This window comes from Rhodoferax sp. P1_F3 (genome assembly GCF_056405715.1).
The window spans coordinates 206954-229849 of record NZ_JBFUBO010000005.1 but is presented as its reverse complement, the minus strand read 5'-3'; the positions used below and the strand labels follow the sequence as shown (position 1 = coordinate 229849).

21 protein-coding genes are annotated in these 22896 nt (G+C 56.8%); 4 read left to right on the top strand and 17 right to left on the bottom strand.

Going from position 1 to position 22896, the window contains the following annotated elements; all coding sequences use genetic code 11:
* Positions 1 to 4: 4 nt before the first annotated feature.
* The 16 genes from AC1DZ5_RS10575 to AC1DZ5_RS10500 form a co-directional block, all read right to left on the bottom strand.
* Positions 5 to 607, bottom strand: a complete 603-nt coding sequence (locus AC1DZ5_RS10575) for an SIS domain-containing protein (RefSeq protein WP_477888759.1) — start codon at positions 605 to 607, stop codon at positions 5 to 7.
* The gene (locus tag AC1DZ5_RS10570; protein WP_477888757.1) at positions 604 to 1653 is read right to left on the bottom strand and encodes a Gfo/Idh/MocA family protein; all 1050 of its coding nucleotides are present in this window, start codon (positions 1651 to 1653) and stop codon (positions 604 to 606) included. Before AC1DZ5_RS10570 ends, AC1DZ5_RS10575 begins: the two co-directional genes overlap by 4 nt.
* Positions 1646 to 2488, bottom strand: a complete 843-nt coding sequence (locus AC1DZ5_RS10565) for an FkbM family methyltransferase (RefSeq protein ID WP_477888755.1) — start codon at positions 2486 to 2488, stop codon at positions 1646 to 1648. Before AC1DZ5_RS10565 ends, AC1DZ5_RS10570 begins: the two co-directional genes overlap by 8 nt.
* Positions 2489 to 2512: 24 nt before the next feature.
* On the bottom strand, positions 2513 to 4267 hold the full coding sequence (locus AC1DZ5_RS10560) for an LIC12162 family transferase (RefSeq protein WP_477888753.1): 1755 nt from the start codon (positions 4265 to 4267) through the stop codon (positions 2513 to 2515).
* Positions 4264 to 5502, bottom strand: a complete 1239-nt coding sequence (locus tag AC1DZ5_RS10555; protein ID WP_477888751.1) for an N-acetyl sugar amidotransferase — start codon at positions 5500 to 5502, stop codon at positions 4264 to 4266. The genes AC1DZ5_RS10560 and AC1DZ5_RS10555 overlap by 4 nt, the downstream gene beginning before the upstream one ends.
* The gene (locus tag AC1DZ5_RS10550; protein WP_477888749.1) at positions 5495 to 6283 is read right to left on the bottom strand and encodes a HisA/HisF-related TIM barrel protein; all 789 of its coding nucleotides are present in this window, start codon (positions 6281 to 6283) and stop codon (positions 5495 to 5497) included. Before AC1DZ5_RS10550 ends, AC1DZ5_RS10555 begins: the two co-directional genes overlap by 8 nt.
* Positions 6276 to 6887 (bottom strand): imidazole glycerol phosphate synthase subunit HisH, encoded by a 612-nt coding sequence (hisH, locus tag AC1DZ5_RS10545; RefSeq protein WP_477888747.1) that lies wholly within the window; start codon positions 6885 to 6887, stop codon positions 6276 to 6278. Before hisH ends, AC1DZ5_RS10550 begins: the two co-directional genes overlap by 8 nt.
* Positions 6884 to 8011: an N-acetyl sugar amidotransferase gene (locus AC1DZ5_RS10540; protein ID WP_477888745.1), complete on the bottom strand. Its 1128-nt coding sequence runs from the start codon at positions 8009 to 8011 to the stop codon at positions 6884 to 6886. The genes hisH and AC1DZ5_RS10540 overlap by 4 nt, the downstream gene beginning before the upstream one ends.
* Positions 8008 to 9069 carry a pseudaminic acid synthase gene (gene pseI, locus AC1DZ5_RS10535; protein WP_477888743.1) on the bottom strand — a complete coding sequence of 354 codons (1062 nt, stop codon included), beginning with the start codon at positions 9067 to 9069 and terminating at the stop codon, positions 8008 to 8010. The genes AC1DZ5_RS10540 and pseI overlap by 4 nt, the downstream gene beginning before the upstream one ends.
* Positions 9059 to 9709, bottom strand: coding sequence for a formyltransferase family protein (locus tag AC1DZ5_RS10530; RefSeq protein ID WP_477888741.1), 651 nt, complete (start codon positions 9707 to 9709; stop codon positions 9059 to 9061). The genes pseI and AC1DZ5_RS10530 overlap by 11 nt, the downstream gene beginning before the upstream one ends.
* Positions 9684 to 10805 (bottom strand): UDP-2,4-diacetamido-2,4,6-trideoxy-beta-L-altropyranose hydrolase, encoded by a 1122-nt coding sequence (gene pseG / locus AC1DZ5_RS10525; protein ID WP_477888739.1) that lies wholly within the window; start codon positions 10803 to 10805, stop codon positions 9684 to 9686. Before pseG ends, AC1DZ5_RS10530 begins: the two co-directional genes overlap by 26 nt.
* The gene (gene pseF, locus AC1DZ5_RS10520; RefSeq protein WP_477888737.1) at positions 10795 to 11490 is read right to left on the bottom strand and encodes a pseudaminic acid cytidylyltransferase; all 696 of its coding nucleotides are present in this window, start codon (positions 11488 to 11490) and stop codon (positions 10795 to 10797) included. The genes pseG and pseF overlap by 11 nt, the downstream gene beginning before the upstream one ends.
* Positions 11487 to 12647, bottom strand: coding sequence for a UDP-4-amino-4,6-dideoxy-N-acetyl-beta-L-altrosamine transaminase (gene pseC / locus AC1DZ5_RS10515; protein WP_477888852.1), 1161 nt, complete (start codon positions 12645 to 12647; stop codon positions 11487 to 11489). The genes pseF and pseC overlap by 4 nt, the downstream gene beginning before the upstream one ends.
* Before the next feature lie 5 nt (positions 12648 to 12652).
* Positions 12653 to 13651, bottom strand: coding sequence for a UDP-N-acetylglucosamine 4,6-dehydratase (inverting) (gene pseB / locus AC1DZ5_RS10510; RefSeq protein ID WP_477888850.1), 999 nt, complete (start codon positions 13649 to 13651; stop codon positions 12653 to 12655).
* A 31-nt stretch (positions 13652 to 13682) separates the two neighbouring features.
* Positions 13683 to 15461: an ABC transporter ATP-binding protein gene (locus AC1DZ5_RS10505; RefSeq protein WP_477888735.1), complete on the bottom strand. Its 1779-nt coding sequence runs from the start codon at positions 15459 to 15461 to the stop codon at positions 13683 to 13685.
* 80 nt (positions 15462 to 15541) lie between these two features.
* Positions 15542 to 17542 (bottom strand): SDR family oxidoreductase, encoded by a 2001-nt coding sequence (locus AC1DZ5_RS10500; protein ID WP_477888734.1) that lies wholly within the window; start codon positions 17540 to 17542, stop codon positions 15542 to 15544.
* Positions 17543 to 17767: 225 nt separating this feature from the next.
* On the opposite strand from AC1DZ5_RS10500, the gene AC1DZ5_RS10495 reads away from it, so the two are divergent.
* From AC1DZ5_RS10495 to AC1DZ5_RS10480, 4 genes are all read left to right on the top strand, one after another.
* Complete coding sequence (locus AC1DZ5_RS10495) at positions 17768 to 18382, top strand: phasin family protein (protein ID WP_477888732.1); 615 nt, start codon at positions 17768 to 17770, stop codon at positions 18380 to 18382.
* A gap of 116 nt (positions 18383 to 18498) precedes the next feature.
* Positions 18499 to 19746: a patatin-like phospholipase family protein gene (locus AC1DZ5_RS10490; RefSeq protein ID WP_477888730.1), complete on the top strand. Its 1248-nt coding sequence runs from the start codon at positions 18499 to 18501 to the stop codon at positions 19744 to 19746.
* A gap of 8 nt (positions 19747 to 19754) precedes the next feature.
* A complete protein-coding gene (locus AC1DZ5_RS10485) occupies positions 19755 to 20411 on the top strand; it encodes a TetR/AcrR family transcriptional regulator (protein ID WP_477888728.1) in 657 nt (218 codons plus the stop codon).
* Positions 20412 to 20422: 11 nt separating this feature from the next.
* Positions 20423 to 21196 (top strand): hypothetical protein, encoded by a 774-nt coding sequence (locus AC1DZ5_RS10480; protein WP_477888727.1) that lies wholly within the window; start codon positions 20423 to 20425, stop codon positions 21194 to 21196.
* A gap of 25 nt (positions 21197 to 21221) precedes the next feature.
* On the opposite strand, the gene AC1DZ5_RS10475 is transcribed toward AC1DZ5_RS10480, so the two are convergent.
* Positions 21222 to 22775, bottom strand: a complete 1554-nt coding sequence (locus AC1DZ5_RS10475; RefSeq protein ID WP_477888726.1) for a wax ester/triacylglycerol synthase family O-acyltransferase — start codon at positions 22773 to 22775, stop codon at positions 21222 to 21224.
* Between the last annotated feature and the right edge of the window lie 121 nt (positions 22776 to 22896).

Sequence of the window (22896 nt, the reverse complement as noted above, 5' to 3'; positions counted from 1 at the left end):
GTTCTCAGTCACTTTTCACCATGCGCATCAGATAGGCACCCAACAGATGGTCCAGCACCATGTGTGCGTCCTCGGCGGGGCCGTACTCCTTGGGAGCGGTAGGCACATGAACGCCATCGTCAGCCATCGCCTTGAGCTTGCCACCGTCAAAGGCGGTGATGGCAACAGTCTTGATGCCACGGCTGCTGGCGTATTCAAACGCCTTAACCAAGTTCGGCGAATTGCCGGAAGCAGAAACGCCAATCACCACATCGCCCGGACGTGCCAATACCTGCAGCTGGCGCACAAAAATGTCTTCGTAACCAAAGTCATTGCCGATCGCAGTGATGATGGCCTGGTTATCGGTCAGGCTGACCACACGAAACGGCTTGTCGTAAGAGTTAGTGCCAATCGACAGGTCATTGGCAAAGTGGCTCGAGGTGGCAGCACTGCCGCCATTGCCGATGAAATATACCGTTGCGCCACGTTCACGCGCATCCAGCAAGGTCTGCGCCAGCCGAGCGACCGCATCCGGGTCTATGCCGCGCAACACTTCACCCAAGTATTCAAAATAGGAGCGCGTAAAGGTCGCCGCGTTGCGGGAAAAAATTCGGTCAATATTGTTCATAGGGTCGCTGCATCGGGGTTGGCAATGGCATAACGCGCCCGCCACAGCGGGTCTGCATAGTAAATACTGTACACAAGCTTCATTGTATTCAATGCGTCTGAAGAGGAACCGCTACCAACTGGCGCCCCCTGCAGAACGCAATCTGCAAACCGACTAATCTCCTCGTCCCACGAAGGGTCCCGGTTATAGCGGGTGAGCTGCTCCAACGGGTCGCCGTTGTCCTGGTCCGGGTCAGCCCGCACCACGGTCAAGGTCTCTGCGCCATAGCTCTTGGAGCTCGAAAGAATGCCCCCCAGAATCACGCTGCCGCGGTCCAAGGTGATATCCAAATTGAATCGATGACGCCACTGGGTTGCAGAAGAATTGAGCATCGCTACGACGCCACCGGAGGTGCGCATCAGTGCGTAGGCATTGTCTTCCACGTCGTAGCCCCAATGGCCGTTCGAAATGAAGCTGTGCACTTCGGTGAACTCGCCGGCAAAAAGTCGCATCAGATCCACCATGTGGATACCTTGGTCAAGCAGTACTCCACCTCCTGCGACCTCACGCCGCACACGCCAGTCAGGCTGATTGAAGGTGATCAGCTTGGATTTGCCGTACACGCCGCGCATGCTTATGACCTTGCCCATGTCACCAGACCGCACGATGCGCAGCGCTTCGACCACCGAATCGTGATAACGGTGATTGAAGCCATACATCAACTTGAGCCCCGCGTGCGCAGTTTCGCAGCGGATCACCCGCTCGATATCGGCCACATCGCGGCCAGGCGGTTTCTCGCAGAAGACGTGTAGCCCGCGCTCCAGAGCAGCAATGGTCACATCCGCTGCAATATCGTTGGTCAAGCAGACAAAGAGCACATTCAGCTCCTCACCCAGAATGTCCTGGTAACTGCTGTAGCTGCGCACACCGTCAGCAAGCTGGCCGTTGCCAGCAAAAACACGGTCACAGACCGCAACCACCTGCATGTCTGACCGCTTCCGGATGCAATCGTGGCGTCGCTTTCCAACTACACCATACCCGGCGATCCCCACCCGCAACTTACTCATTGGCAGACCTTATCCAAATTTGATTGAAAGTAGTCGAAGCGCTCGACAGGGAATCATCGAACTCCGACGCATGGCGCTTTTCAAACAGCTTGAAGCCTGCATCCAACAGATACTGACGCGCCAAATCTGCCTGCTCACGGAATTCGTCATTGATTTCAACCAGAATTTCCTTGGCGCCTCGCAAGACATCGCCGCCTGCGCCAAGGATCAGATGCTCGATCCCATCCACGTCCATCTTGATGTAGTCCGGCCGTGGCACGTTCAACAGCTCGACGGCATCCACCATGGACAAGCCAATGGTGGGCACCTTGAAAACGGCAATCATCTGCTTACCATCATGACCATACGACTCCTTGAAAGTGGACTTCGCACCGCCCCATTCCATGGACGACATATTCAAGGTACTAAAGCACAATTTGTCTGCCAAGGGCAGGGGCACAATGGTCACCCGATCGCTGAGCGCATTGACGTGGATGTTGCGCGCAAGCAATTCCAAATTGAGCACGGATGGCTCAAACGCGAAAACACGGCATCCGCGTACACCTGCCGCATAACAGGTATAAAGACCCACATTCGCACCGATATCCCATACGACACTTCCTCGTGGGATCCTGTCCAACCACTCCAGCGTTTCCGGCTCCTTGGTGAGGAACGTCTGGACTCGGTATCTGTTGACTGCGTTCGGCACATGAAAGCGCAACTTCGAATCGCCTGGTGCATTCAGCACGCGAGCCACTGCAGCTTGGGAAAACAAGGGGTAAACATATCTGCCCACGACCGTTCCGGCAAACAGGTTTACAAATTTTTCCAACAGTATTTTTAGTGTGTTTTTCATTCTATTGATCTCAGGTTCCGCACATCAGGCGGAAAGCAGTGCATCCCGTATTTCTTCGTCAACCGTGGAGGACTGTTTGCAGTAGGCTTGGATGAATTTTTGCAGTGCCACCTGAACAGCGTTTGAATTCCACCATGCAGGGACATGCGTCCAGATGGCATCGACGTGGGCTGCAGCACTTTGCGGCGTGTCGTGCAGAATGCCTACCCGCTTCAATTCATCAAAGTCATGTGCTGCATCTGGGCGCACCCTGCTCATGACAGGATCCCAAAACATGATACAGGGGACATTTGACACAAACGCCTCCATGTAGCCAGTGGAATTATAGGTATAGACCATCAGCCGCGACGATTCAACCAGCGAGTCCATTTTTTTTGTGCCTTTGTCAACACGCACGGACGGAAAGTTATTTTTCCATCGCTCCGCTTGGTACCAACCCGACTCACGCGGTGTCAACCTGATCAGCAAGCTATCTCGTACCACTGGAGACAGGCGACGACCGAACTCAAGGCAATTGTCAATATACCCCCCAAGCATCACCATCGTTTCAGACTCGAAGCGATGGGTATACCTGGGGTATTCGTAGCAAACCAATACCAAGTCCCCGTCTGCCCTGTGCTTTACCGGGGTCTTCAGTTTCCGTTTGAAGTACCCCACGGGCAAAAACTTGCGACTTCCGGACTGGCCACCCCATCCCCACGTGAGGTAACGGTCCGCAATATCTGTCTCGTGCTTCTCGGCCCAACTAAATATTCCAACCCCGTATAAGCCCCCGTGCTGCCCGTATACCAACCGACTTCCCTCATCGGCTCTGGAAGCGGCGTAGGCCTTGACCAGTTCATCTGACCACAGCGAATTGCTGGTGAAGATGGCTCTCGGGCTCTTGGGCCAAGGTACGGCAGAAACCAGCTTCACCAATTCTTCATACCCCTCCAGAAAGATGACGGGCATCTGCCGAGGGACCATCTGCATTAAAAAACTCTCAAAGGAATTTTCAGAAGGCATGGATATATGCCAAGCCCTAGCCGATCCGGCTGGAGCTGCACTTCTCGAAAGCACGCGCTCCCAGCGAAAAGGAAACTGCCCCAAGCGGAGCTGCAAAACAACCAGTCTTTCAAATGGGACGTAGGTCGATATCATGAAAACATCGTTTTTACCCACCGCCAGCTGGCACAGCTTTCTTTTCAAAGCCGCCATGCAACTCATCTTCACATCCTCTGCACACGCCATCTGCGAAGCGGCACCCGATGGGTGCAAAGGGACCACTTGAACGTCCATGTGATGCAGGACCTTTTTATGTTTGAGTATCTCCAGATACAGAAAACCGTTCCAATCATCGTTAGCCACACTGTCGTGAAAATCACTCATCCCTTTCGGGACGTACGCCAAAGCTTCATCGACATGCGCCGCAAATGAACTGATGTCGTGCGTCTCCAGCGCGTGCGTGATCATGCTCCAGCGCTCGTAAACGACATGCATGAAAGTGGCAAGCCAGGGACCAATCAAAATGCGCCAATACCGAATACCATGGTTGACGCCATGGATGGAGTTGAGCTGCGCCGCCACCGCAGGCAGAAGTCTTTCATACAAAGACTCCATATAGCGATAGCCCCCTTCGAAGCGATCGGGGTCCATCCAGATATGGCGAAGTGTTGACGCATCCATCCCGCCCCACACATCACGTCTTGCGTACACTTTGCACCACTCGCCCAAAAAAAGCGCCGGGCGATCCAACCGCCAGGTAGACTCATCCGCCGTGACAATCAAATGCAAGCTCACGGGTAGCCCCTGCCATACGTCACGTATTCGACAGTTTTCTTGCGCTCCAACCGATCGTTTGCCGTAAATTCGATTCCCGAAACCGTGCCTTCGCCTGCCGCGACCTGCTGCAGGCTACTCCATCCCTTGAACTCCCACTGGCCGGGTTCACGCTCATTCCAGAATTTTGGATTGCGGTGTCGATCCATCAAGAACTGCAACGCGCGCGGCGTCATGTTGATCCATTCGCAGAATTCGGCAGCGTATTGCATCTCCTTGCGCTCATAACGCCTCACATAGGCCAACCCCTGATCCCGGGTAAGGCGCCCATGGCGGATCTCTCGGGTCGCATGATCGGTGACTTTGGAATAGCCGTGCTTGTACAGCTTCAGCATGTCATGCACATCCATGTAGTTGAAGCAGTCCACATAGTCATAGCAGTCAAACGTGCGTTGGAAACTGGAAGTCTGATAGGCCTTTTCACGAATCATCTGCTCATGCTGCGCCTTGGGGTCCCAGCGCACGTAGTTTCCCAAGTAGACGCCACGCACGCCCACGGCGTTCAATTCGTCATCTTCCGGATAACGGAATTGCCAGATGTCCTGTTGCCTGAGCGTGTCAAAAACAGAGAGCAGGTCATCCGCCTCATAGCCCATCAGGTCATGGTCCTTGCGGTAGCGACGCGTCATCTCCACCTCGTGCAGATGAGAAAACATACCGACCTGTTCCAGGCCCTGGTGCGCGCCCCAGATGATCAGCGGCACTTTGTATCTGACCGCAGTCTGCACCGGAAACACCGTTTGTCCAGCCAATATCGGCCAATACATACTACCGACCTTGCGCAGACTGGTGCGGACGATGTTCTTGACGGAAATCGGATTGACGTTTTGGTAGATGATGTCGCAATTGAAGCGAATCCTCAGGTTCGCCAGATTGCGAATACCGAGCGGAGTGTTGTAGTACTTGTTGTAAGTGACCAGCAAAGGATTGAGCCCCAACCGCTCCTTGACCAGATGCAGGATGAAGTAGGCATCCTGCCCCCCACTCACTGGCACTATGCAGTCGTAGTTGGAACCGCTAACGTCCCGGTAGGGATCGACCAAGGCCTTCAATTTATCCCAACGCACACCCCAATCCAGCGCATCTTTCTCTTCGTGCACGCGGCAGCCCGAGCAGATACCTTCTTCATCGAGCGTCAGGCCAAGCGGATGTGTGCTGCCATACAGGCAGCGCTTGCAAAATTGAATGTCAGCCATCGTAGTCGGACGAGTCTTCTATGGCGTGATACGCCGGTGGACGGATTGAGCGGGCCTGCAAACCGCTTTTGATTTTTTGAATGCCGTGCTCCTGGTAGCTCAGGAAGTTTCCGATCGCCGCAGCAACTACCTTGTCTCTCTTCAGCAAGGACTGTATTTGCCCCACCTCACTGATTCCCCCGAAAAGAATCAACGGAATGTTCTTGAAAGGCACCCAGTCCGCCAGCGCCTCGTCAAACCCGGCGGGTATGCCCTCGTGCGCGCAGTCGGTCAGCAATATCTCCGACACCGCGCCCCGCTCCAGCGCAGCAGCAAATGCGGGCTCCAAAGGCGCGTATGTTTTGGAGCGGTAATCAAACCATTCCGCGTTTCCCGCCCTGCACGCCATGGGAAGCGATGCGATCAGGGCCTGCGCACCTAGCACCTGCGCCAGCTCTTCAACAACCGGGAACCCGTCTCGCAGCAAAGCATCCACGGCGATCCGGTCGGCTCCGCGCTGAATCACTGCAATGCCTTCATCCCGGGTGCTGACGCCACCGCTATAGATCAGCGGCGTACTCAAGCCTAAGCGGGCCACCTTGTCCAGCAATTCGAAGTCCGGGCCAGCGCCAGCAGAACTCCGGTCTATACATTGCAGCAAGATTTCATCCGCGCCCCAGCGATCCAGATTTTCCACCAACCACTCAGGGCGCCCCAAGGGCAAGTATCGGCGATACGAGAACGATTGGACGGCCCAACCATCCTTAACAGTGACGACACCGACAATGCGTTTCTTAAGCATGGGGCATTCCCGTGATCAGGTTGTGCAACAGGACATGCCCAGCCTTCTGGCTTTTTTCAGGATGGAACTGCAGGCCAATCGCGGCCCCGTTGCGAATGATGCTGGCAAACTGCTGCCCATGCAGCGTGGTGGCCGCCTGGTAACGCGCTTCACCTTGAAAAAGAAAGGAGTGGTTGAAATAGAAGCAGGCCTTGTCACTGGGTGCCAGCAAGCTATCGGACGGGGCGCAGGCGATATCGTTCCAGCCGATATGCCACGCACCCCCCTGAAAGGGCACGAACTCACCTGGGATCAAATCCAGCCCCTTGGTGTACTCATACTCACTGGATGCCCCGGCCAGCAACTGCATACCCAGGCAGATGCCGATGATGGGGCGCTGATTGCGCCCTTGTTCCCGCAGATAGGCCTCCAGGCCTCTTTCGCGCAAAGCCCGCATGGCCATGGGAAATGCCCCGACGCCAGGAAGAATCAAGACATCCACTTTATCCAGTTCGGCCGGAACTTTGCTCACGCGCACGCGAAACCCCAGCTCCCGCATGCAGTGGACGACGGAGGCGTGGTTGCCCATGCCGTAGTCCACGATCCCGATGATCAAGGTATTCATAGTCCGACGCCCACCTTGTACTTGCGCTCTATGCGCCCGTTGGCATGGATCTGGAATAGTTCCCAATTCACTGAGGTGTGGATCTTTTTCCAAAAATCAGCAACGGAAATGGACAGGTAGTCGCAATATCGCTGGATATATTCCGCATCTTGCGCGTCGTCGTACTGCTCCACCAATTCGATACCCCGGGAGCGGCTGATCCGGCCCAGGCGAATTTCCTCGTTCACGTAATCCGTGACCCGACCAAAGCCGAACTTGTAGTACTTGATCATCTGATTCACAGGCGTGAAGTCCTCGTCCAGCGCAGTGACGCCATACAGATCACCCGTCTTTTCGACGCCATCCTCGCGGATTTCGAGCCCCGTGGTGCAGGAGTAAGCAGCATTGTTGACCAGGGACCAGTCCCCCAGGAACCACCCCAGATAAATGATCTGCAAATCGTGCCGCTCGAACTCGGCCACATCGGGATAGATATAGGGAATCAGCTCACGCCGCAAATAGCCACTGTCCAGCATCCAGTCCAGGCCACTGGAGAGCGTGTTCATATGGCGCAGATTGTTGCCGTCGTACCCAGTCTTGCCCAATGTCTTCATGTCGCCCAACTGCAGGCCAGGGTTTTCACCCCACAGAATCAGGCGAATGCCATACTTGATCGCAATTTGCGGCACCGTTGAAAACAAGGCCAGTTCCGTGGACCGAAAGGAGTTGGTAAATCGCTCAAAGCCCTTCTGCTTCAGCTTCATCCATGTTTGAGGCGCGGGCGCACTGACCACCACGTCAAAGCCCAGCTCAATCAAATTCGATAGATTGTCGACCCCACGTTCAGTCACCTGCTCTGGCGGGTAGCTCAGACACACCAGCAGCGGATTAATCCCCAACTTGTCGCGCAAGTAAAGGGCTTGGCGCGTACTGTCTTTGCCGCCACTGACGCCAATGATGCAATCGTGGTATTGGCCCTTTTTGCGCTTGAAGTTGGCAAGCAGGTCGCGCAGTATTTCATACCGCTCCTGCCAGTCCACGGCTTGTAGTGCTTCGAAATAACTGCAAGCGGGGCATATGCCGTTTTCCCTGAAAATGGTGTTGGGCCTGGTATCAGGCTGCAGACAGCGCTTGCAATATTTCATTGCAATACATCCCAGGCCAGGGCCGTACCGCGCACGACATCACGCCTAACGACCCGGCCCAAGAGTTGGTCCATGTATTTCGTCGGCAGCCCCAGGCCCGGACGAATGGCCCGCACGTTGTCGCGTGTCAGCACATCTCCCGCCTTCAGGTTACGCACTACATACAGTGAGCGGCGGAATTGGATGGACTTCTTTTCGGCCTCTGTCGGCCCGTAAGAGACGCCTCCCAAGGCCTGCCATGCGCGCTCGGTCTCAACCACCAATTGCGCCATTTCCGCTGGCTCCATGGAAAAAGTGCTATCCACGCCGCCTTCGGCACGGCTCAAGGTGAAGTGCTTTTCTATGACCGTGGCCCCCAGGGCGACACTGGCAACCGATACGCCAACCCCCATGGTGTGGTCGGACAAGCCGACCTCGCAATCGAACAGCTCCCGCAAGTGGGGGATCGTCAATATATTGGTATTGCTCGCCGTGGCGGGGTAGGTGCTGGTGCACTTCAATAGGATAAGGTCCTTGCACCCCGCATCGCGGGCGGCCCGCACGGTTTCATCGAGTTCGGCAACAGTGGCCATGCCCGTGGAAATGATCAGCGGCTTGCCGGTAGCCGCGACACGGCGGATTAGCGGCAAATCCGTGTTTTCAAACGAAGCGATTTTGTAGCAGGGGACATTCAGGCTCTCCAGAAAGTCGATGGCCGTGTCGTCAAACGGGGTACTGAACGGGATCATGCCCAGCGCGATGGCACGGTCGAAAATGGGTTTGTGCCACTCCCAGGGGGTATAGGCCTGGCCATACAGCTTGTACAGCGACGAGCCCTTCCACAGGCTTTTGGGATCGTCAATATGAAATTCCCGTTCGTCCAGATCCAGGGTCATCGTATCCGGCGTATAGGTCTGGATTTTCAGACCATGTGCACCGGCCTTGGCCGCGGCGGTCACGATTTCAAGGGCACGCTCCAAGGACTGGTTGTGGTTCCCGGACATCTCCGCGATGACAAAGGGCCGGCATGCCGCACCGATAGATAGATTGGCAATTGTTATGTTCTTGTTAGTCGACATGGTCTGCTTTCCTGATCGTCAGAAAGTACTTCTCTCCACGAAATTCAAAAAAATTGGGGTATCTGGCTGGGTCCGCCACGCGCATTAGCTCGAATTGATCGGCAATGGTCCGATGCGGGTCTAAGCGGCTATCGTCCGGCGCTCTACGGCGGAAATAGCTTACCCCATCTTCAGGCTGGGCTTGAGGCACGACAGTCCGGAACTCATCAACCGCCTGGGTCATCAGCTCCAGCTCAATACCAAACAGCTTCTCATTGATTTCCCCCAGCAACTCGTGTCCCAGCAGTTGGAACTTCTTCTTGAACCACACCGGCCCGCTGTCCACAGGATCCTCGGCCTCCAGCAGGCTCACCGTAATTTCGCTGGCACCATGGAGGATCGACCAGATATGCGGAGACCACCCTCTGCCCGACGGCAGATCACTGGCATGCACGACTAATGCGGCTTTATAGGTCGAACGGACAAACGCCGGAATCAGTTCCGCACAAGATACCAAAAACAATATATCCCCGGCGGACAGCTCACTACGACGATGGCAAAGTGTTACTTCATGCCCACGCTGACCGGTCAGCAATGACCACTCGGAAAGGCGTGGAACAACTGGATGCTTCGGATCAGTGCAGAGAACGGATATCTTCATGGTTGAATCCTAACTGTGAACATACCCTGAGTACCCCGCCCCCATCCGTCACTGCATATGCCTTGCTTGACAGCCCCAAGAGCAATTCCGGCTTGCTGCAGATACTTGCAACCATCTGTGCAAATTGCTGTAAGTTGATGGCCCCGACGCCACCGACATACTTCCCTGCCCCCAGCAGTTCAATCGCTTGCGCAATGCCGATCTGATTGTCAGCCAAAGAAAACAGCAGCGAAGGCAAGCCCAGGCAACAACGCTCCCAGGATGCGGAGCCAGCGGCTCCGATGGCCAGGTCAGCAGCCAGCATCATTTCGGCCATCTTGTCCGTCTGAACATGACAGCGATACTCGAACTCACCACACAGTGTGCGCACTCCAGGCAAGCACGGGTGGTGTGCCCCTACCACTACATCCACTTCTATGCCATCAAGCTTGGCCAGGGCCAGCGCTTGTATCCCAAAACTGGTCATGTTTGCCGCATCCACACCACCAAAGAAAACAAGTATCCGCCCGACCCCGCCGGTGCGGGGCTTAGCCTGTTGTCGCAGACGGGAAAACTCACTGCGCAACATTGCGTATTCAGGGCCTAGTAATAACTGACAGTTTGCCGGCACTAGCCGGCTGTATCGCGCAGAAGCATCTTCACGAAAGTTCTGGTCTATGAGCACGTCGCAATCATGGGCGCGGTCCGCAATGTCGTCAATGACCGCTATTTTCCCCACCAACGGACGCAAGGCACGTTCCCATGCCGCATCCAGTGCGTAGTGGTCCACGATCAGCCAATCCCAAAAATCGCCGTTCAGCGCACTCCGGGACTGTGCTGCATCAACATCCTGTGTGGTGCCCAGCCACACAGCGTGCGCCAAACCACCCGCTGCAGCCGGATCTTCAGAGGACCCAATCCGCATGAACCCCAGTTTCCGCTCCATGAGCATGGCTTCAAGGTATTGCGGCAAATGCCGTGCCACGAAGTGCACCGTCGCACCGCGCTGGCACAAGGCATCCGCCAACGTCAGACAGCGCATGAAATGGCCCGTACCAATCCGGGTGGATGCGTCCACCCGAAAGGCAACACGGCAAGCGTCGCGCTCAGCGTTCATGGCCAAAAATCTGGGGAGCCAGGATTTCTGCGCGCAGCCAATCATCAACGGTATCAATATCCTGCACCCGCCAGCGCGGCACCATCAACGGAGCAGAGTGGTGATCAAAGATTCGCAGAGAGTCCAACCAGGCCGATGTCCTGCCCCAATAGAACTGGCCAGCATCATGCAGGGCTTCGGGCAGGTCCTGCGATCTAACACTGAACCGGTCCGGGAAAAACATCTCCACGCCACCAGACAGTGTGCGTTGAAAGGAGCGAAAAATCGGTGCGGCGTAGTTAGTGGCAGAGAACGCGTACGACCACGCCCCCGACTCCAGCAGCGCTAGGCCCGCACGCAAATCGGAAATATGCAAAAAGGGGGCCGTGGCATAGAGGCAGCACACCAAGTCAGGGGAAAGCCCTTGGTCGATAAACCAACGGACAGCATGCGCAATCACCGGCGTTGTCCCAGCATGGTCATCCGAAAGCTCAGGCGGACGCGTGAATGGGACTTCTGCTCCCCATTGCCTTGCAATCTCAGCGATTTCCGGGTCGTCTGTGGACACCACCACACGGTCAAACAGCAGAGACTCCAATGCGACCTGGATCGACCAGGCGATCATGGGTTTACCACAAAAGGACTTGATGTTCTTGCGGGGGATGCGCTTGCTGCCGCCACGGGCAGGAATGACGGCAAGCCTCATCGAGTCAATGCCTTGCCCAGCGCCGCGACCACGTGGTCCTGCATGGACTCCGTGAGTCCGGGGTACAGCGGCAGGCTGATGGCCGTTGCGTAGTAGAGCTCCGCGTTGGGGCAATAGCCCGGCACAAAACCGCGCCGAGCGTAATAGGGCTGGGTGTACACCGGTATGTAATGCAAATTCACCCCAACACCATCGGCACGTAAGCTTTCGAAAACCGCGCGATGCGATCGGGTAATTCGATCCAGATCAAGGCGAACCACATACAGATGCAAACCGGAGTACGACTCCGGAAGCTGCCAAGGCGTGACTACCGGCAAATCCTTCAGCAGCCGCTCGTAGCGCTCCACCAGGCGGTGTCGCTGGCTGACAAAGGCATCCAGCCGGCGCATCTGGCTCAGTCCCAGCGCGGCCTGGAGGTCGGTCAGGCGGTAGTTGTAGCCCAGCTCAACCTGCTGGTAGTACCAGGGACCATCGGAAGCATGCGTCATGTCATGCACATCACGCGTGATGCCGTGGCTGCGCAGCAGACGCATGCGCTGGTTCAAACGGGTGTCATTTGTGACGGCCATTCCGCCTTCGGCGGTGGTGATGATCTTGACAGGGTGGAAGCTGAAGACCGTGATGTCACTATAGCTGCAGGACCCGACAGGCACATCCCGATAGCGGCCGCCGATCGCATGCGAAGCATCTTCCACAATCTTGAAGCCATACTGAAGCCCCAAGGCGTGGATGGCTTGCATATCACACGACTGACCACACAAATGTACAGGGATAACCACTTTGGGCAATCGGCCCACGGCTTTGGCTCGGGCGAGTTTTTCGGCCAGCCGTTGCGGGCACATGTTGTAGGTCCGCAGGTCAATATCAACAAAATCAACATCCGCGCCGCAATAAAGGGCGCAGTTGGCGCTTGCCACAAAAGTGATGGGCGTGGTCCACACCAGATCACCGGGCCCAACACCCAGCGCCAGGCAAGCAATGTGCAGCGCGCTGGTAGCGCTGTTTACCGCCACAGCATGTTGCCCGCCGCAATACTTGGCGACTGCCTCTTCGAAAGCAGGAACAGCTTGGCCTTGCGTCAAAAAGTCTGAGCGCAACACTTCCGTGACGGCGTCAATATCCGCCTGATTAATATCCTGACGACCATAAGGGATCATGTGCTTCAAATTTTCCCAATTTTCTCGCGGTTGGACACAATCCACGCGCGCAACGTCTCCGGGCTCATCCACTCGGTGTTGTTGTCGGACGAATATGTAAATTCAGGAGCAACCGACTGCCCATCCCCAATGCGCACCGGATCCTGGCTCCAGTTGTTGATAGCAGGGAGTATCTTGAAATGCTGACGGTATTCGTAGGTGTGCGGGGCATCCTCCAAACCGATCATCTGCTCGTGCAGTTTTTCACCGGGGCGGATACCGACAATTTCTTGGCGCGCATCTGGGGCAACTGCCTTGGCCACGTCTGTCATGCGCATGGAAGGTATCTTCTTGACGTAGATCTCGCCCCCAACCATGTCCTCGAACGCATGCCATACCAGATCCACCCCTTCTTCCAGCGTGATCATGAAACGAGTCATCCGTTCATCAGTAATGGGAAGCACGCCCTTGTTCGCGAGCGTCAGAAAAAAGGGAATCACCGACCCCCGTGAACCCATGACATTGCCGTAGCGAACCACCGCAAACCGCGTATCCCCTTCGCCGGAATATGAGTTGCCTGCAATAAACAGCTTGTCCGAAGTGAGCTTGGTTGCTCCATACAGATTAGCGGGGCTGCTGGCCTTGTCGGTCGACAAGGCCACTACGCGCTTGACGCCTTGGTCAATGCAGGCATCGATCAGGTTCATGGCGCCAAAGACATTGGTCTTGACACATTCAAAGGGGTTGTATTCTGCAGTGGGCACAATTTTGGTCGCTGCCGCGTGAACCACATAGTCGACACCATGCAGTGCCCGTGCAAGACGCTCCTTGTCACGCACGTCACCAATAAAAAAACGCACCCGACTGTCATTGCCGTAAAGCTTAGCCATCTCCCACTGCTTCATTTCATCGCGAGAATAAACAACCAATCGCCGTGGGTTATATTTAGCAAGCGTAAGCGGAACAAAAGTATGTCCAAACGAACCCGTGCCACCTGTTATGAGAATAGATGAATTACTGAGCATTGTTTTTTTGAGATGAGTATTTATTTTTGAGTTAGGCGGCTTGCGCAACAATACTTTGGTAAGTACCACTACGCGCAATTTTTCCAGCACTCAATTCAACTACAGCAGTGCATTTTTTAAGCGTAGACAGTCTGTGCGCAATCATTATCACAGTCAAGTCCTCGCCCAGCGACTCAATAGCCTGCATTACAGCCAACTCAGTATCATTATCCAGAGCACTGGTAGCTTCGTCAAAGACAATAACGTCAGCACGTTTATATAGTGCACGCGCAATGCCAATACGTTGACGCTGGCCACCGGACAGACGGACACCACGCTCACCAACCCTCGTTTGATACTGTTCAGGCCAACCCTCAATCACTGCGTCCATTTGTGCTTGTCGAGCTGCTTCACGTACCCTATCCATATCAATTCGATCGACCGAAATACCGAAGGCAATATTTTCCGCAATAGAGATGTCTGCCAAATATATCACTTGCGGTACATGTGCAATATGCGCCTGCCAGCCCCGTAAATTGGATTTATCGATCGAAACACCATCCACCTTTAGAGTCCCCTTTGTTGGCGACAGTAACCCCATTGCTATGTCCAAAAGAGTACTCTTACCACTACCTGTGGTGCCTATCAATCCAATACGTGCCCCTTTACTTAAAACAAAATCAATATTTTGAAGTACCCAGGGCCCCTCCGAGTCATACCGAAAAGATACATCTTTCAACACAACGCTATGTTCAAATGGGATACTCTGCGGCCAAGGCTCAGAAACATAGTCCGGTAGCGGCTGGTCCAACAAGCTCAAAACATCCTGAAAAGTAGCTTGGCCAGCTCTCATAGCAGTCCAATTTCCATATGCCTGCTGCAACATAGGCAGCATTCGTTGAGCACCTAACGCCAAAGCGCCCATAACAGGAATAGCATTGGCGACGCCGCCCTGTTTTCGGGCTAACCCATACGCCAAAATAGCAATAAATATCATTCCCAGCGCTTCAATTCCGTAGCGCGGAAAAATGCCAATGAATTGACTACTACCTTGCGCACGCCTCAGCGACAAGTCCGAGGTTCGGTATATTTGACAATATATCGGTTGCGTACCATCAATCAACACATCACGAATACCACCCAACCCCTCTTGCAAGGATTTAATCACTTGAGTGGATTCATTGGCTATTCGACGACTATTAACAGCCAAGCGACTACGCGAAATTCTTATTATTACAGCGTAAATACCACCAAATCCGCCAAATGCAACCAAAGAAATAAAAGGGTCAATCGAGATCAATGCCAACAATATCGCACTCAATGTAATTATTGAACTGATTATGACAAGTACCGGCGTCATAACACTGTAAATAATTTCATTAGCCTTATGGGTTATTCCAGAAATAACCTCACTGCTGTTGCGCGATACATGTACAGTGTAAGGTTGGTATAGAGTACGCTCATAAATACTGCTACTCATATCAGCCCCGGCAGCAAATGTTAAACGCGTACTTGCCCAAACAAACAATAAACGCATCCCTCCAGCCAACAATGCAGCAATTGAAAACGCTACCGTCAAAGGCAAGAGTAACTGTTCCGGACCACCAATATCAAAGAATTGAATTAAAGGTTGCAATAGAGGATATTCAAAAACCCCCTGAGGGTGCGTCAATACCCCCAAAAATGGTATGACCGCGCCAATGCTTACAATCTCAGCAAACGAAGACAGCACCATTAAGACTAATAATGCAGCGAACTGTTTCCGTCGTTTGGCTGAGATGTAGCGCCACAAGCGCTTGAGCAAAACAAAAAGGGGTTGTGTTTCTGGCATTTATAGCCTGTGTGACCTGTTAGCCCAATTGTAGACATTGATGAGTAACAGACCTACCAACCTAAGAGAAAGGGCATCGTCTAAAAATGTATCCCCCGCATCATCTGCTGCATAGCAATCGCCTCCGGCGACAGCTTCTGCTTCTCCCCAGGCTTGGCGCCCTTGGCGGCCGATGAGTCGGGGAACATGCGGAAGCTGGTGTTCATGGCGATCTGGGCGATGCGGGGCACCAGTGCGTGCAGCACTTGGCCGGTGATACCCAGGCGGGTGGCGATGCGCACGGGCTTGCTGATGCAAGCGTCTGCCACCATATCGGCGGCTTGCTCGGGTGACAGCGTGGGCACGTTGTTGTAGATGCCCGTGGGGGCGATCATGGGGGTGCGCACCAGCGGCATGTTGATGGTGGTGAAGCTGATGCCCTGATCGGCAAACTCGCTGGACGCGCAGCGGGTCCAGGCGTCCAGTGCGGCTTTGGACGCCACGTAGGCGCTGAAGCGCGGGGCATTGGTCAGCACGCCGATGGAGCTGATGTTGACCACATGTCCCTTCTTCTTGGCCACCATGCAGGGCAACAGGCCCATGGTCACGCGCAGGCAGCCGAAGTAATTGAGCTGCATGGTGCGTTCGTAGTCGTGGAAACGGTCGTAGCTCGATTCAATGGCACGGCGGATCGAGCGGCCGGCGTTGTTGATCAGGAAATCCACGCCACCGTGGTTATCAATCAACACCTGCACAAAGCGGTCGCAATCGGTCATGTCCGCAATGTCGGCCGGGTACGCCACAAAGTTGTAACCCTTGGCTTTCGCCTCCTTGCAGGCCTCATCGAGCTTGTCTACATCGCGGCCACAAATGATCGTGGTGGCACCCGCTTCGGCAAACTTGTGGGCTGCAGCCAGGCCGATCCCCGAGGACCCACCGGTGATCAACACTACCTTGCCACCCACGGTGCCGCGCAAGCTTCGGTCGATGTGCAGATCGGGGTCGAGATGACGCTCCCAGTAATCCCACAGGCGCCAGGCGTAGTCCTTGAGGTTGGGACACTCCACGCCGCTGCCTTTCAGCATGGCCAAGGTGTCCCGGCAGTCAAAGCGCGTGGGGTAATTCACGAAGGTGAACATGTCCTCGGGCAGCCCCAGGTCTTTCAGGACGGCGTTACGCACGCGGCGCACAGGTGCCAGTGCCATCAGGCTCTTGGTCACGCTGCGAGGAATGAAGCCCAGCAACGCTGCATTCACAAACACATTCATCTTGGGCGCGTGGGCTGCCTTGCTGAAGATGTCCAGCACATCGCCCACGCGGTAGCCCACAGGATCCACCAGGTGGTAGCACTTCTTAACGATCCCGGCCTTGTGACTGATGGCGTCCAGCGCGTCCACCACGAAGTCCACCGGCACGATGTTGATGCGTCCGCCTTCCAGGCCAATGGCCGGCATCCAGGGCGGCAACAGCTGGCGCATGCGCTGGATCAGCTTGAAGAAGTAGTACGGGCCGTCGATCTTGTCCATCTCGCCGGTCTGGCTGTCGCCCACCACCATGGCAGGGCGGTACACCGACCACGGTACCTTGCAGTCCTTGCGCACGATTTTTTCACTCTCGTGCTTGGTCATGAAATAGGGGTGGTCGTAGTTCTCCGCTTCTTCAAACATGTCCTCGCGGAACACGCCTTCGTACAAGCCGGCGGCGGCAATCGAAGACACATGGTGGAAATGCCCGGCGTCAATCGCTTTGGCAAACTCGATGGTGTTGCGCGTGCCTTCAATGTTGACGGCGGTCTGGCTTTCTTCGTCAGCACCCAGGTCGTACACCGCAGCCAGGTGGTAGAAATGGTCCACTTGGCCCTTCAAGTTCTTGACCGCGTCACCAGCCACGCCCAGCTTCTTGGCGGTCAGATCACCAAAGACCGGCAGCGCGCGGGCGGCGCTCTTCGCATCTGTCAGACCCCAAAACCGTCGCAGATCGTCGACCTTGCCTTCGCTCTCTTTGCGGATCAGAAAGTGCACCACAGCGCCTTTGCGCTCCAGCAGTTTCTTGACAAGGCGTTTGCCGATAAAGCCCGTGGCTCCGGTAACAAAGTACTGCATACACACTCCAAAGAATCGAGACATTCTGACCGACTTTGCGGGACATCCCCTTCATCGTAAACCCGCAACGAAACCTGCGAAGGACGATTGTGATTGCAGCCTGTGCACGCCGTTAGTAGAGCCCATCTACAAACCGAGGCCAACTGGCTTTAGAGTCAGCCCTGCACTGCTTGCTCCATTTATTGGAGCAGCACCCACACCCACCGTCCCCTTCAGGAGTCACTCATGGTCAAAAAACTGCAAAAAAAACAACCCGCCAAAGCCGCTGGCATTCACCTGTCGGGTTCGGTCAAAGACTCTGCACAGCAAATCTGGCAGGCGGGTCTGGGCGCCTTCACCCGTGCCCAAGCTGAAGGCAGCAAGGCCTTTGAATCCCTGGTCAAGGAAGGCGTGAGCATCCAGCGCAAGACCCAGGCCGCCGCCGAAGAAAAGATTTCCGAAGCCACCGCCAAGATGTCCACCATGGCCACCGACATCTCCAGCAAGGCCTCTGGCCAATGGGACAAGCTGGAAAACATCTTCGAAGAACGTGTGGCCAAGGCCCTGAACAAGCTGGGCGTGCCGTCAGCCAAAGACGTAAGCGCCCTGATCGCCCGCATCGACGACCTGAACAAGGCTGTGCAAAAGCTCTCGACCAAAGCCCCTGCCGCAGTGAAAGCCCCTATCGCCAAGGCCGCCAAAAAGCCAGCAGCCAAGAAAGCCGCCTCTGCTCCCGCGAAGAAGGCTGCAAAGGCCCCTGCCAAGAAAACCGTAGCACCCACCAAGAAGGCTACCGTCAAACGTGATGCGCCTGCTAGCAAGGCCACCGAGTCGCCCGTCGTGGACGCACCCGCAGCCTAAGCTGAATGCGGCTTTCCCTCTCCTGAAAAGGGCGCCCCGGCGCCCTTTTTTGTGCCCGTCACGCCCTGCTGCAATGCAACAAAAAGCGGATGCCCCGGCATCTACACTTTAAGACTATGACCGTTCGAAAAAAGACCCCTCCGAAAATTGCGCTGGCATTGGCAGGCGGGGGGCCACTGGGGGCCATTTACGAGGTCGGCGCCATGTGCGCGCTGGAAGAATCGCTGGACGGTCTGGACTTCAATCAGCTCGACCACTATGTGGGCGTTTCAGCCGGCGGCTTCATCGTGGCCGCCCTGGCCAACGGCATGACGCCGCGCGAAATGTGCGCCTCGTTCATCGAGAACGACAGCACACCTTCCGAGACCTTCGACCCTTCCTGGCTTATGGAACCCGCCTACAGCGAGTTCGTTCGCCGCGGGATCATGCTGCCGGGCCTGGCGCTGCAAGTGGCTTGGCGCGTGCTGAGCGGCAGGACATCCCTGCTGCGGGCATTGGAAGATATGGGACCCGGCCTGCCTACCGGCATTTTCTCCAACCGGCAAGTAGACACGCAGTTGGCCCGCCTGTTCAGCCAACCCGGCCGCACCAACGACTTTCGCGAACTCAAAACCAAGCTCACGCTGGTGGCCACCAACCTCGATAGCGCCGAAGCTGCCCCGTTTGGTCGCCCAGGCTTTGACCACGTGCCCATCTCGCGCGCCGTGCAAGCCAGCTCGGCGCTGCCAGGACTGTTTCCACCCGTGGAAATTGACGATCAGTACTACGTGGACGGTGCGCTGAAGAAAACCATGCACGCCTCGGTAGCACTGGACGATGGCGTGGACCTGATGATCTGCCTGAACCCGCTGGTTCCGTTTAACGCCACAGCCCCGCAGTTCGACAAGGTCATGCTGCGCGGCATGCCCACCGAGAAACGCAAGATTCCACGCATCGTGGATGGCGGCCTGCCCGCCGTGCTGAGTCAGACCTTCCGCTCCATGATCCACTCCCGCATGGAGCTGGGTATGAAGCACTACGCCCACGCCTACCCCAACACCGACATCGTGTGGATTGAGCCCGACCACCGCGACCCCGAGCTCTACCTGGCCAACACCTTCAGCTACGCACAACGTCGCCATCTGGCCGAGCATGCCTACCAGCAGACTCGTCAGATGTTGCGCTCCCGCAAGACGGGCCTGTCGGCCAAGCTGGCACGCCATGGCATCACGCTCAAGCACGATGTATTGGACGACCCCAAACGCCATCTGTGCGTGCCCAAAAAACCGCCCACCGAGCTGGGCCAAGCCATTGCCAGCTTGCAAGAAATCATGAGCGACCTGGGTGCCCTCGTGGCCCAGCCTGCCACCCCTGCACTGCACTGAGGCTCCCCATGGTCAAAAAAGCTCCCCGCCGCACCGCAGAACGCATTCTGGAAGTCACGCTGGAGCTATTCAACCGCTTTGGCGAGCCCAATGTTTCCACCACGCTGATTTCAGCCGAACTGGGCATCAGCCCCGGCAATCTGTACTACCACTACCCGGCCAAGGACGAGCTCATCAACTCGCTGTTTGACCGCTATGAGCGCTCGCTGAACGAAGTGCTCAACGCCAGCGACAACGTGCGCGACGTGGAAGACGCCTGGTTCTTCATGCACACGCTGTTCGAGCTGATCTGGCAGTACCGCTTTTTGTACCGTGACCTGAACGATCTGCTGAGCAAAAACCGCCGCCTGGAAACACATTTCCAGAGTGTGCTGAAGAACAAAACCCGCTCCATCCGCGCCCTGCTGGAAAGCATGGCGCGCTCCGGCGCGCTGCGCATGGACTCGCGCGAGATGGAGCCCACCGCGACCAGCATGGTGGTGGTGCTGACCTACTGGCTCAGCTTCGAATACGTGCGCGACCCGCGCAACGCGCTGGAGCCTGCCAGCGCCCAGGCCGCGCTGATGCGCGGTGCCCACCATGTGCTGAACCTGCTGGTGCCCTACCTGGAGGCGCAGCAGCGCACCCACTTGCTGCACTTGGCCGGTGCCTACACCAGCCCCTGAGGGCCCCCGCCATGCCCGCCTGGACGCCCTTTCCCCACACCGCCAGCTACCCGTTTGACGCCGCCACCGTGACGGCACAGTGGCACCGCCTGCATGCCGGAAACCGGGAACCCCTGCCCCAAGACCCGCGCGTGCTGGACGCCTGGGTGCTGTTCCACCGCGGCGAGTTTGAGGCGGCGGCCGAGGCAGGTGAAAAATTGGGCCCCAATGGCCTCACCGTGGCCAACAAAGCCAGACTGATCCACGCCGACTACCTGGAGCCGCGCGAAAAAGTGCGGCAAGACCTGTTCTGGGACATTGCCCAGCGCACCGCAGCCCACGCCGCCGCACACCCCCAACATGCCAACGCCCACTACCTGCACGGTTATGCGCTGGGCCGCTATACCCAGGGCGTGAGCGTGGCCAAGGCGCTGGCCCAAGGGCTGGGCGGCAAGGTCAAGACATCACTGGAAACCGCCATTGCGCTAGAACCCGCACATGCGGATGCCTGCATTGCGCTGGGCACCTTCCATGCGGAAGTCATCGACAAGGTGGGGCCCTTGATCGGCAGCATGACCTATGGCGCCAAGAAAGACACCAGCCTCGCCCTGTTTGCACAGGGTCTGGAGCGCCTGCCGAACTCCGCCATTGCGCTCACCGAGTACGCCAGGGCCCTGGTCATGCTGGATGGCGATGCCAAGCAGGACGAAGCCCACCGACTCTATGAAAAAGCCGCGGCGCTGGCCCCGCTGGATGCGATGGGCCACCTGGGCGTGGCCCTGGTCAAGGCCGAACTGACTGCCTGAGGCAGCGTTCAGCCCAGACCCGTGCTTACTCGCCCCAGGGCAGCATCAGCGTCAGCATCGACAGCTTGGCAAACTCGGGCTCAAACTGGTCGATGATCTTCTGCGGATCCGGGCACAGCTTGGAATCCGACACCACCCCAAACTGCACACCACCGCCGTAGCTCAGGATGGATACGCCCAGCCCCACGGAGCCGCTCTGGGGCACCCAGAACAGCGTTTCCTCAATGGTAGAGCCGCAGATCTTGAGCTTCTCGCGCGGGCCCGGCACGTTGGTCATTACGGCCGTGGTCTTTTTGGAAAACAGATTCAGCAGCGCATCCTGAGCTGGTTTGATCAACAAACCCGCCACCGCCAGCAGGCCAAACGCCAACAGCGGCTGCATGCTGCCCTTAAGCCCGCGCATGCGGGTGCGCACCTCATACACCCGCTCCACGGGGTTGTCCATGCCCACCGGCAGCACCAGCGGCGCCAGGCCAAACTGGTTGCCCAGCTTGTAGGCGTTTTCCATGGGCCGCAGGTTCACCGGCACCATGGCGCGTATCTCCTTGCCGGCCACCGCATCACCATGTTCCTTGAGGTACTCGCCCAAGGCACCTGCCACGCAGCTCAACAGCACATCGTTGATGGAACAGTTCAGCGCCTTGCCCACCGCCTTTACCTCTTCTAGCGGAATCGGCGGGCACCAGGCCACGCGCTTGGAACTGCCGGGTGTGCCCTTGAGGCGGGTGGGCGAGTCATCAGGCATCAGCGCCAGCGAGGCCAGGTCGGTCACCACCTGGTAGGCCATCTTGGCGGCGTCCACCGATGAATGCATGCCCTGCTCCATGCCCTTTTGCGGCTCCATCAGCAGGCCCATGGAGCGTGCGGCGCCCTCGCCCGCGGCGCCCAGCGCCTTCACCGTCATATTGGTCAGCGGCTTGAGCAGTGCGTCGGCAATCCAGGCCTCAGCACCTTCCATGCCCTCGGCATGGGCCTCGCGCGGCCTGCGCACGGGCGGGGGTGCACCACCGTCCACCAGCGACTGGGTGACGGAGATCAGCGCGATGCCGTCGGCAATGCAGTGGTGGATGCGCACCATCAGGGCCGAACCGCCCTTGTAGTCTTCCACCAGATGGAACTGCCACAGCGGGCGGTGCCGACTCAATGGCTCCATGGTCAGCTGCGCCAGACGGTCCTGCAGGGCTTCCTGCTCGCGGCCCTTGGGCTTCTTGGGTAGGGTCTCGCGCAGCAGATGGTTGCGCAGGTCAAACGCGGTGTCCTTCACCCAGGTGGCGCCGGCAGCGTCTTCCACCGCGCACTGCACAAAGCGCGGGTACTTTAACAGGCGCTCTTCAATGCGCTGGGCCAGGTCTTCGTACTTGAGCTTCGGGTGGATCACCCACACGCCCAGGATCATCATCAGGTTGGAGGCCGAATCCATGCGCAGCCAGGCGGTGTCCACCTTGCTCATGCGCTCCCCCTGCAGGCCCAGCGTGCCGATCACGGCATCGGTCACATTCTTTTGCACCACGCGCGCAGCCTTTTGGGTCTGGCGTTTGGCCTTTTGGGCAACATCTTTGGCAAGAACTCTGGTGACCATGAAATCTCCGGGCTAAACGGGGTTGGGGGTGCTTGCCTATTCTGCAGTGAAAACGCACCGTAAGATATGGGACAAGCACCCAGAACACTCGGGTGTGCACCCTAGACCCCATTGCCCCTTC

Coding starts and splice junctions, on each gene's coding strand:
- AC1DZ5_RS10575 (WP_477888759.1), bottom strand. CDS start 607: ATGAACAATATTGACCGAATTTTTTCCCGCAACGCGGCGACCTTTACG.
- AC1DZ5_RS10570 (WP_477888757.1), bottom strand. CDS start 1,653: ATGAGTAAGTTGCGGGTGGGGATCGCCGGGTATGGTGTAGTTGGAAAG.
- AC1DZ5_RS10565 (WP_477888755.1), bottom strand. CDS start 2,488: ATGAAAAACACACTAAAAATACTGTTGGAAAAATTTGTAAACCTGTTT.
- AC1DZ5_RS10555 (WP_477888751.1), bottom strand. CDS start 5,502: ATGGCTGACATTCAATTTTGCAAGCGCTGCCTGTATGGCAGCACACAT.
- AC1DZ5_RS10550 (WP_477888749.1), bottom strand. CDS start 6,283: ATGCTTAAGAAACGCATTGTCGGTGTCGTCACTGTTAAGGATGGTTGG.
- hisH (WP_477888747.1), bottom strand. CDS start 6,887: ATGAATACCTTGATCATCGGGATCGTGGACTACGGCATGGGCAACCAC.
- AC1DZ5_RS10540 (WP_477888745.1), bottom strand. CDS start 8,011: ATGAAATATTGCAAGCGCTGTCTGCAGCCTGATACCAGGCCCAACACC.
- pseI (WP_477888743.1), bottom strand. CDS start 9,069: ATGTCGACTAACAAGAACATAACAATTGCCAATCTATCTATCGGTGCG.
- AC1DZ5_RS10530 (WP_477888741.1), bottom strand. CDS start 9,709: ATGAAGATATCCGTTCTCTGCACTGATCCGAAGCATCCAGTTGTTCCA.
- pseG (WP_477888739.1), bottom strand. CDS start 10,805: ATGAACGCTGAGCGCGACGCTTGCCGTGTTGCCTTTCGGGTGGACGCA.
- pseF (WP_477888737.1), bottom strand. CDS start 11,490: ATGAGGCTTGCCGTCATTCCTGCCCGTGGCGGCAGCAAGCGCATCCCC.
- pseC (WP_477888852.1), bottom strand. CDS start 12,647: ATGATCCCTTATGGTCGTCAGGATATTAATCAGGCGGATATTGACGCC.
- pseB (WP_477888850.1), bottom strand. CDS start 13,651: ATGCTCAGTAATTCATCTATTCTCATAACAGGTGGCACGGGTTCGTTT.
- AC1DZ5_RS10505 (WP_477888735.1), bottom strand. CDS start 15,461: ATGCCAGAAACACAACCCCTTTTTGTTTTGCTCAAGCGCTTGTGGCGC.
- AC1DZ5_RS10500 (WP_477888734.1), bottom strand. CDS start 17,542: ATGCAGTACTTTGTTACCGGAGCCACGGGCTTTATCGGCAAACGCCTT.
- AC1DZ5_RS10495 (WP_477888732.1), top strand. CDS start 17,768: ATGGTCAAAAAACTGCAAAAAAAACAACCCGCCAAAGCCGCTGGCATT.
- AC1DZ5_RS10490 (WP_477888730.1), top strand. CDS start 18,499: ATGACCGTTCGAAAAAAGACCCCTCCGAAAATTGCGCTGGCATTGGCA.
- AC1DZ5_RS10485 (WP_477888728.1), top strand. CDS start 19,755: ATGGTCAAAAAAGCTCCCCGCCGCACCGCAGAACGCATTCTGGAAGTC.
- AC1DZ5_RS10480 (WP_477888727.1), top strand. CDS start 20,423: ATGCCCGCCTGGACGCCCTTTCCCCACACCGCCAGCTACCCGTTTGAC.
- AC1DZ5_RS10475 (WP_477888726.1), bottom strand. CDS start 22,775: ATGGTCACCAGAGTTCTTGCCAAAGATGTTGCCCAAAAGGCCAAACGC.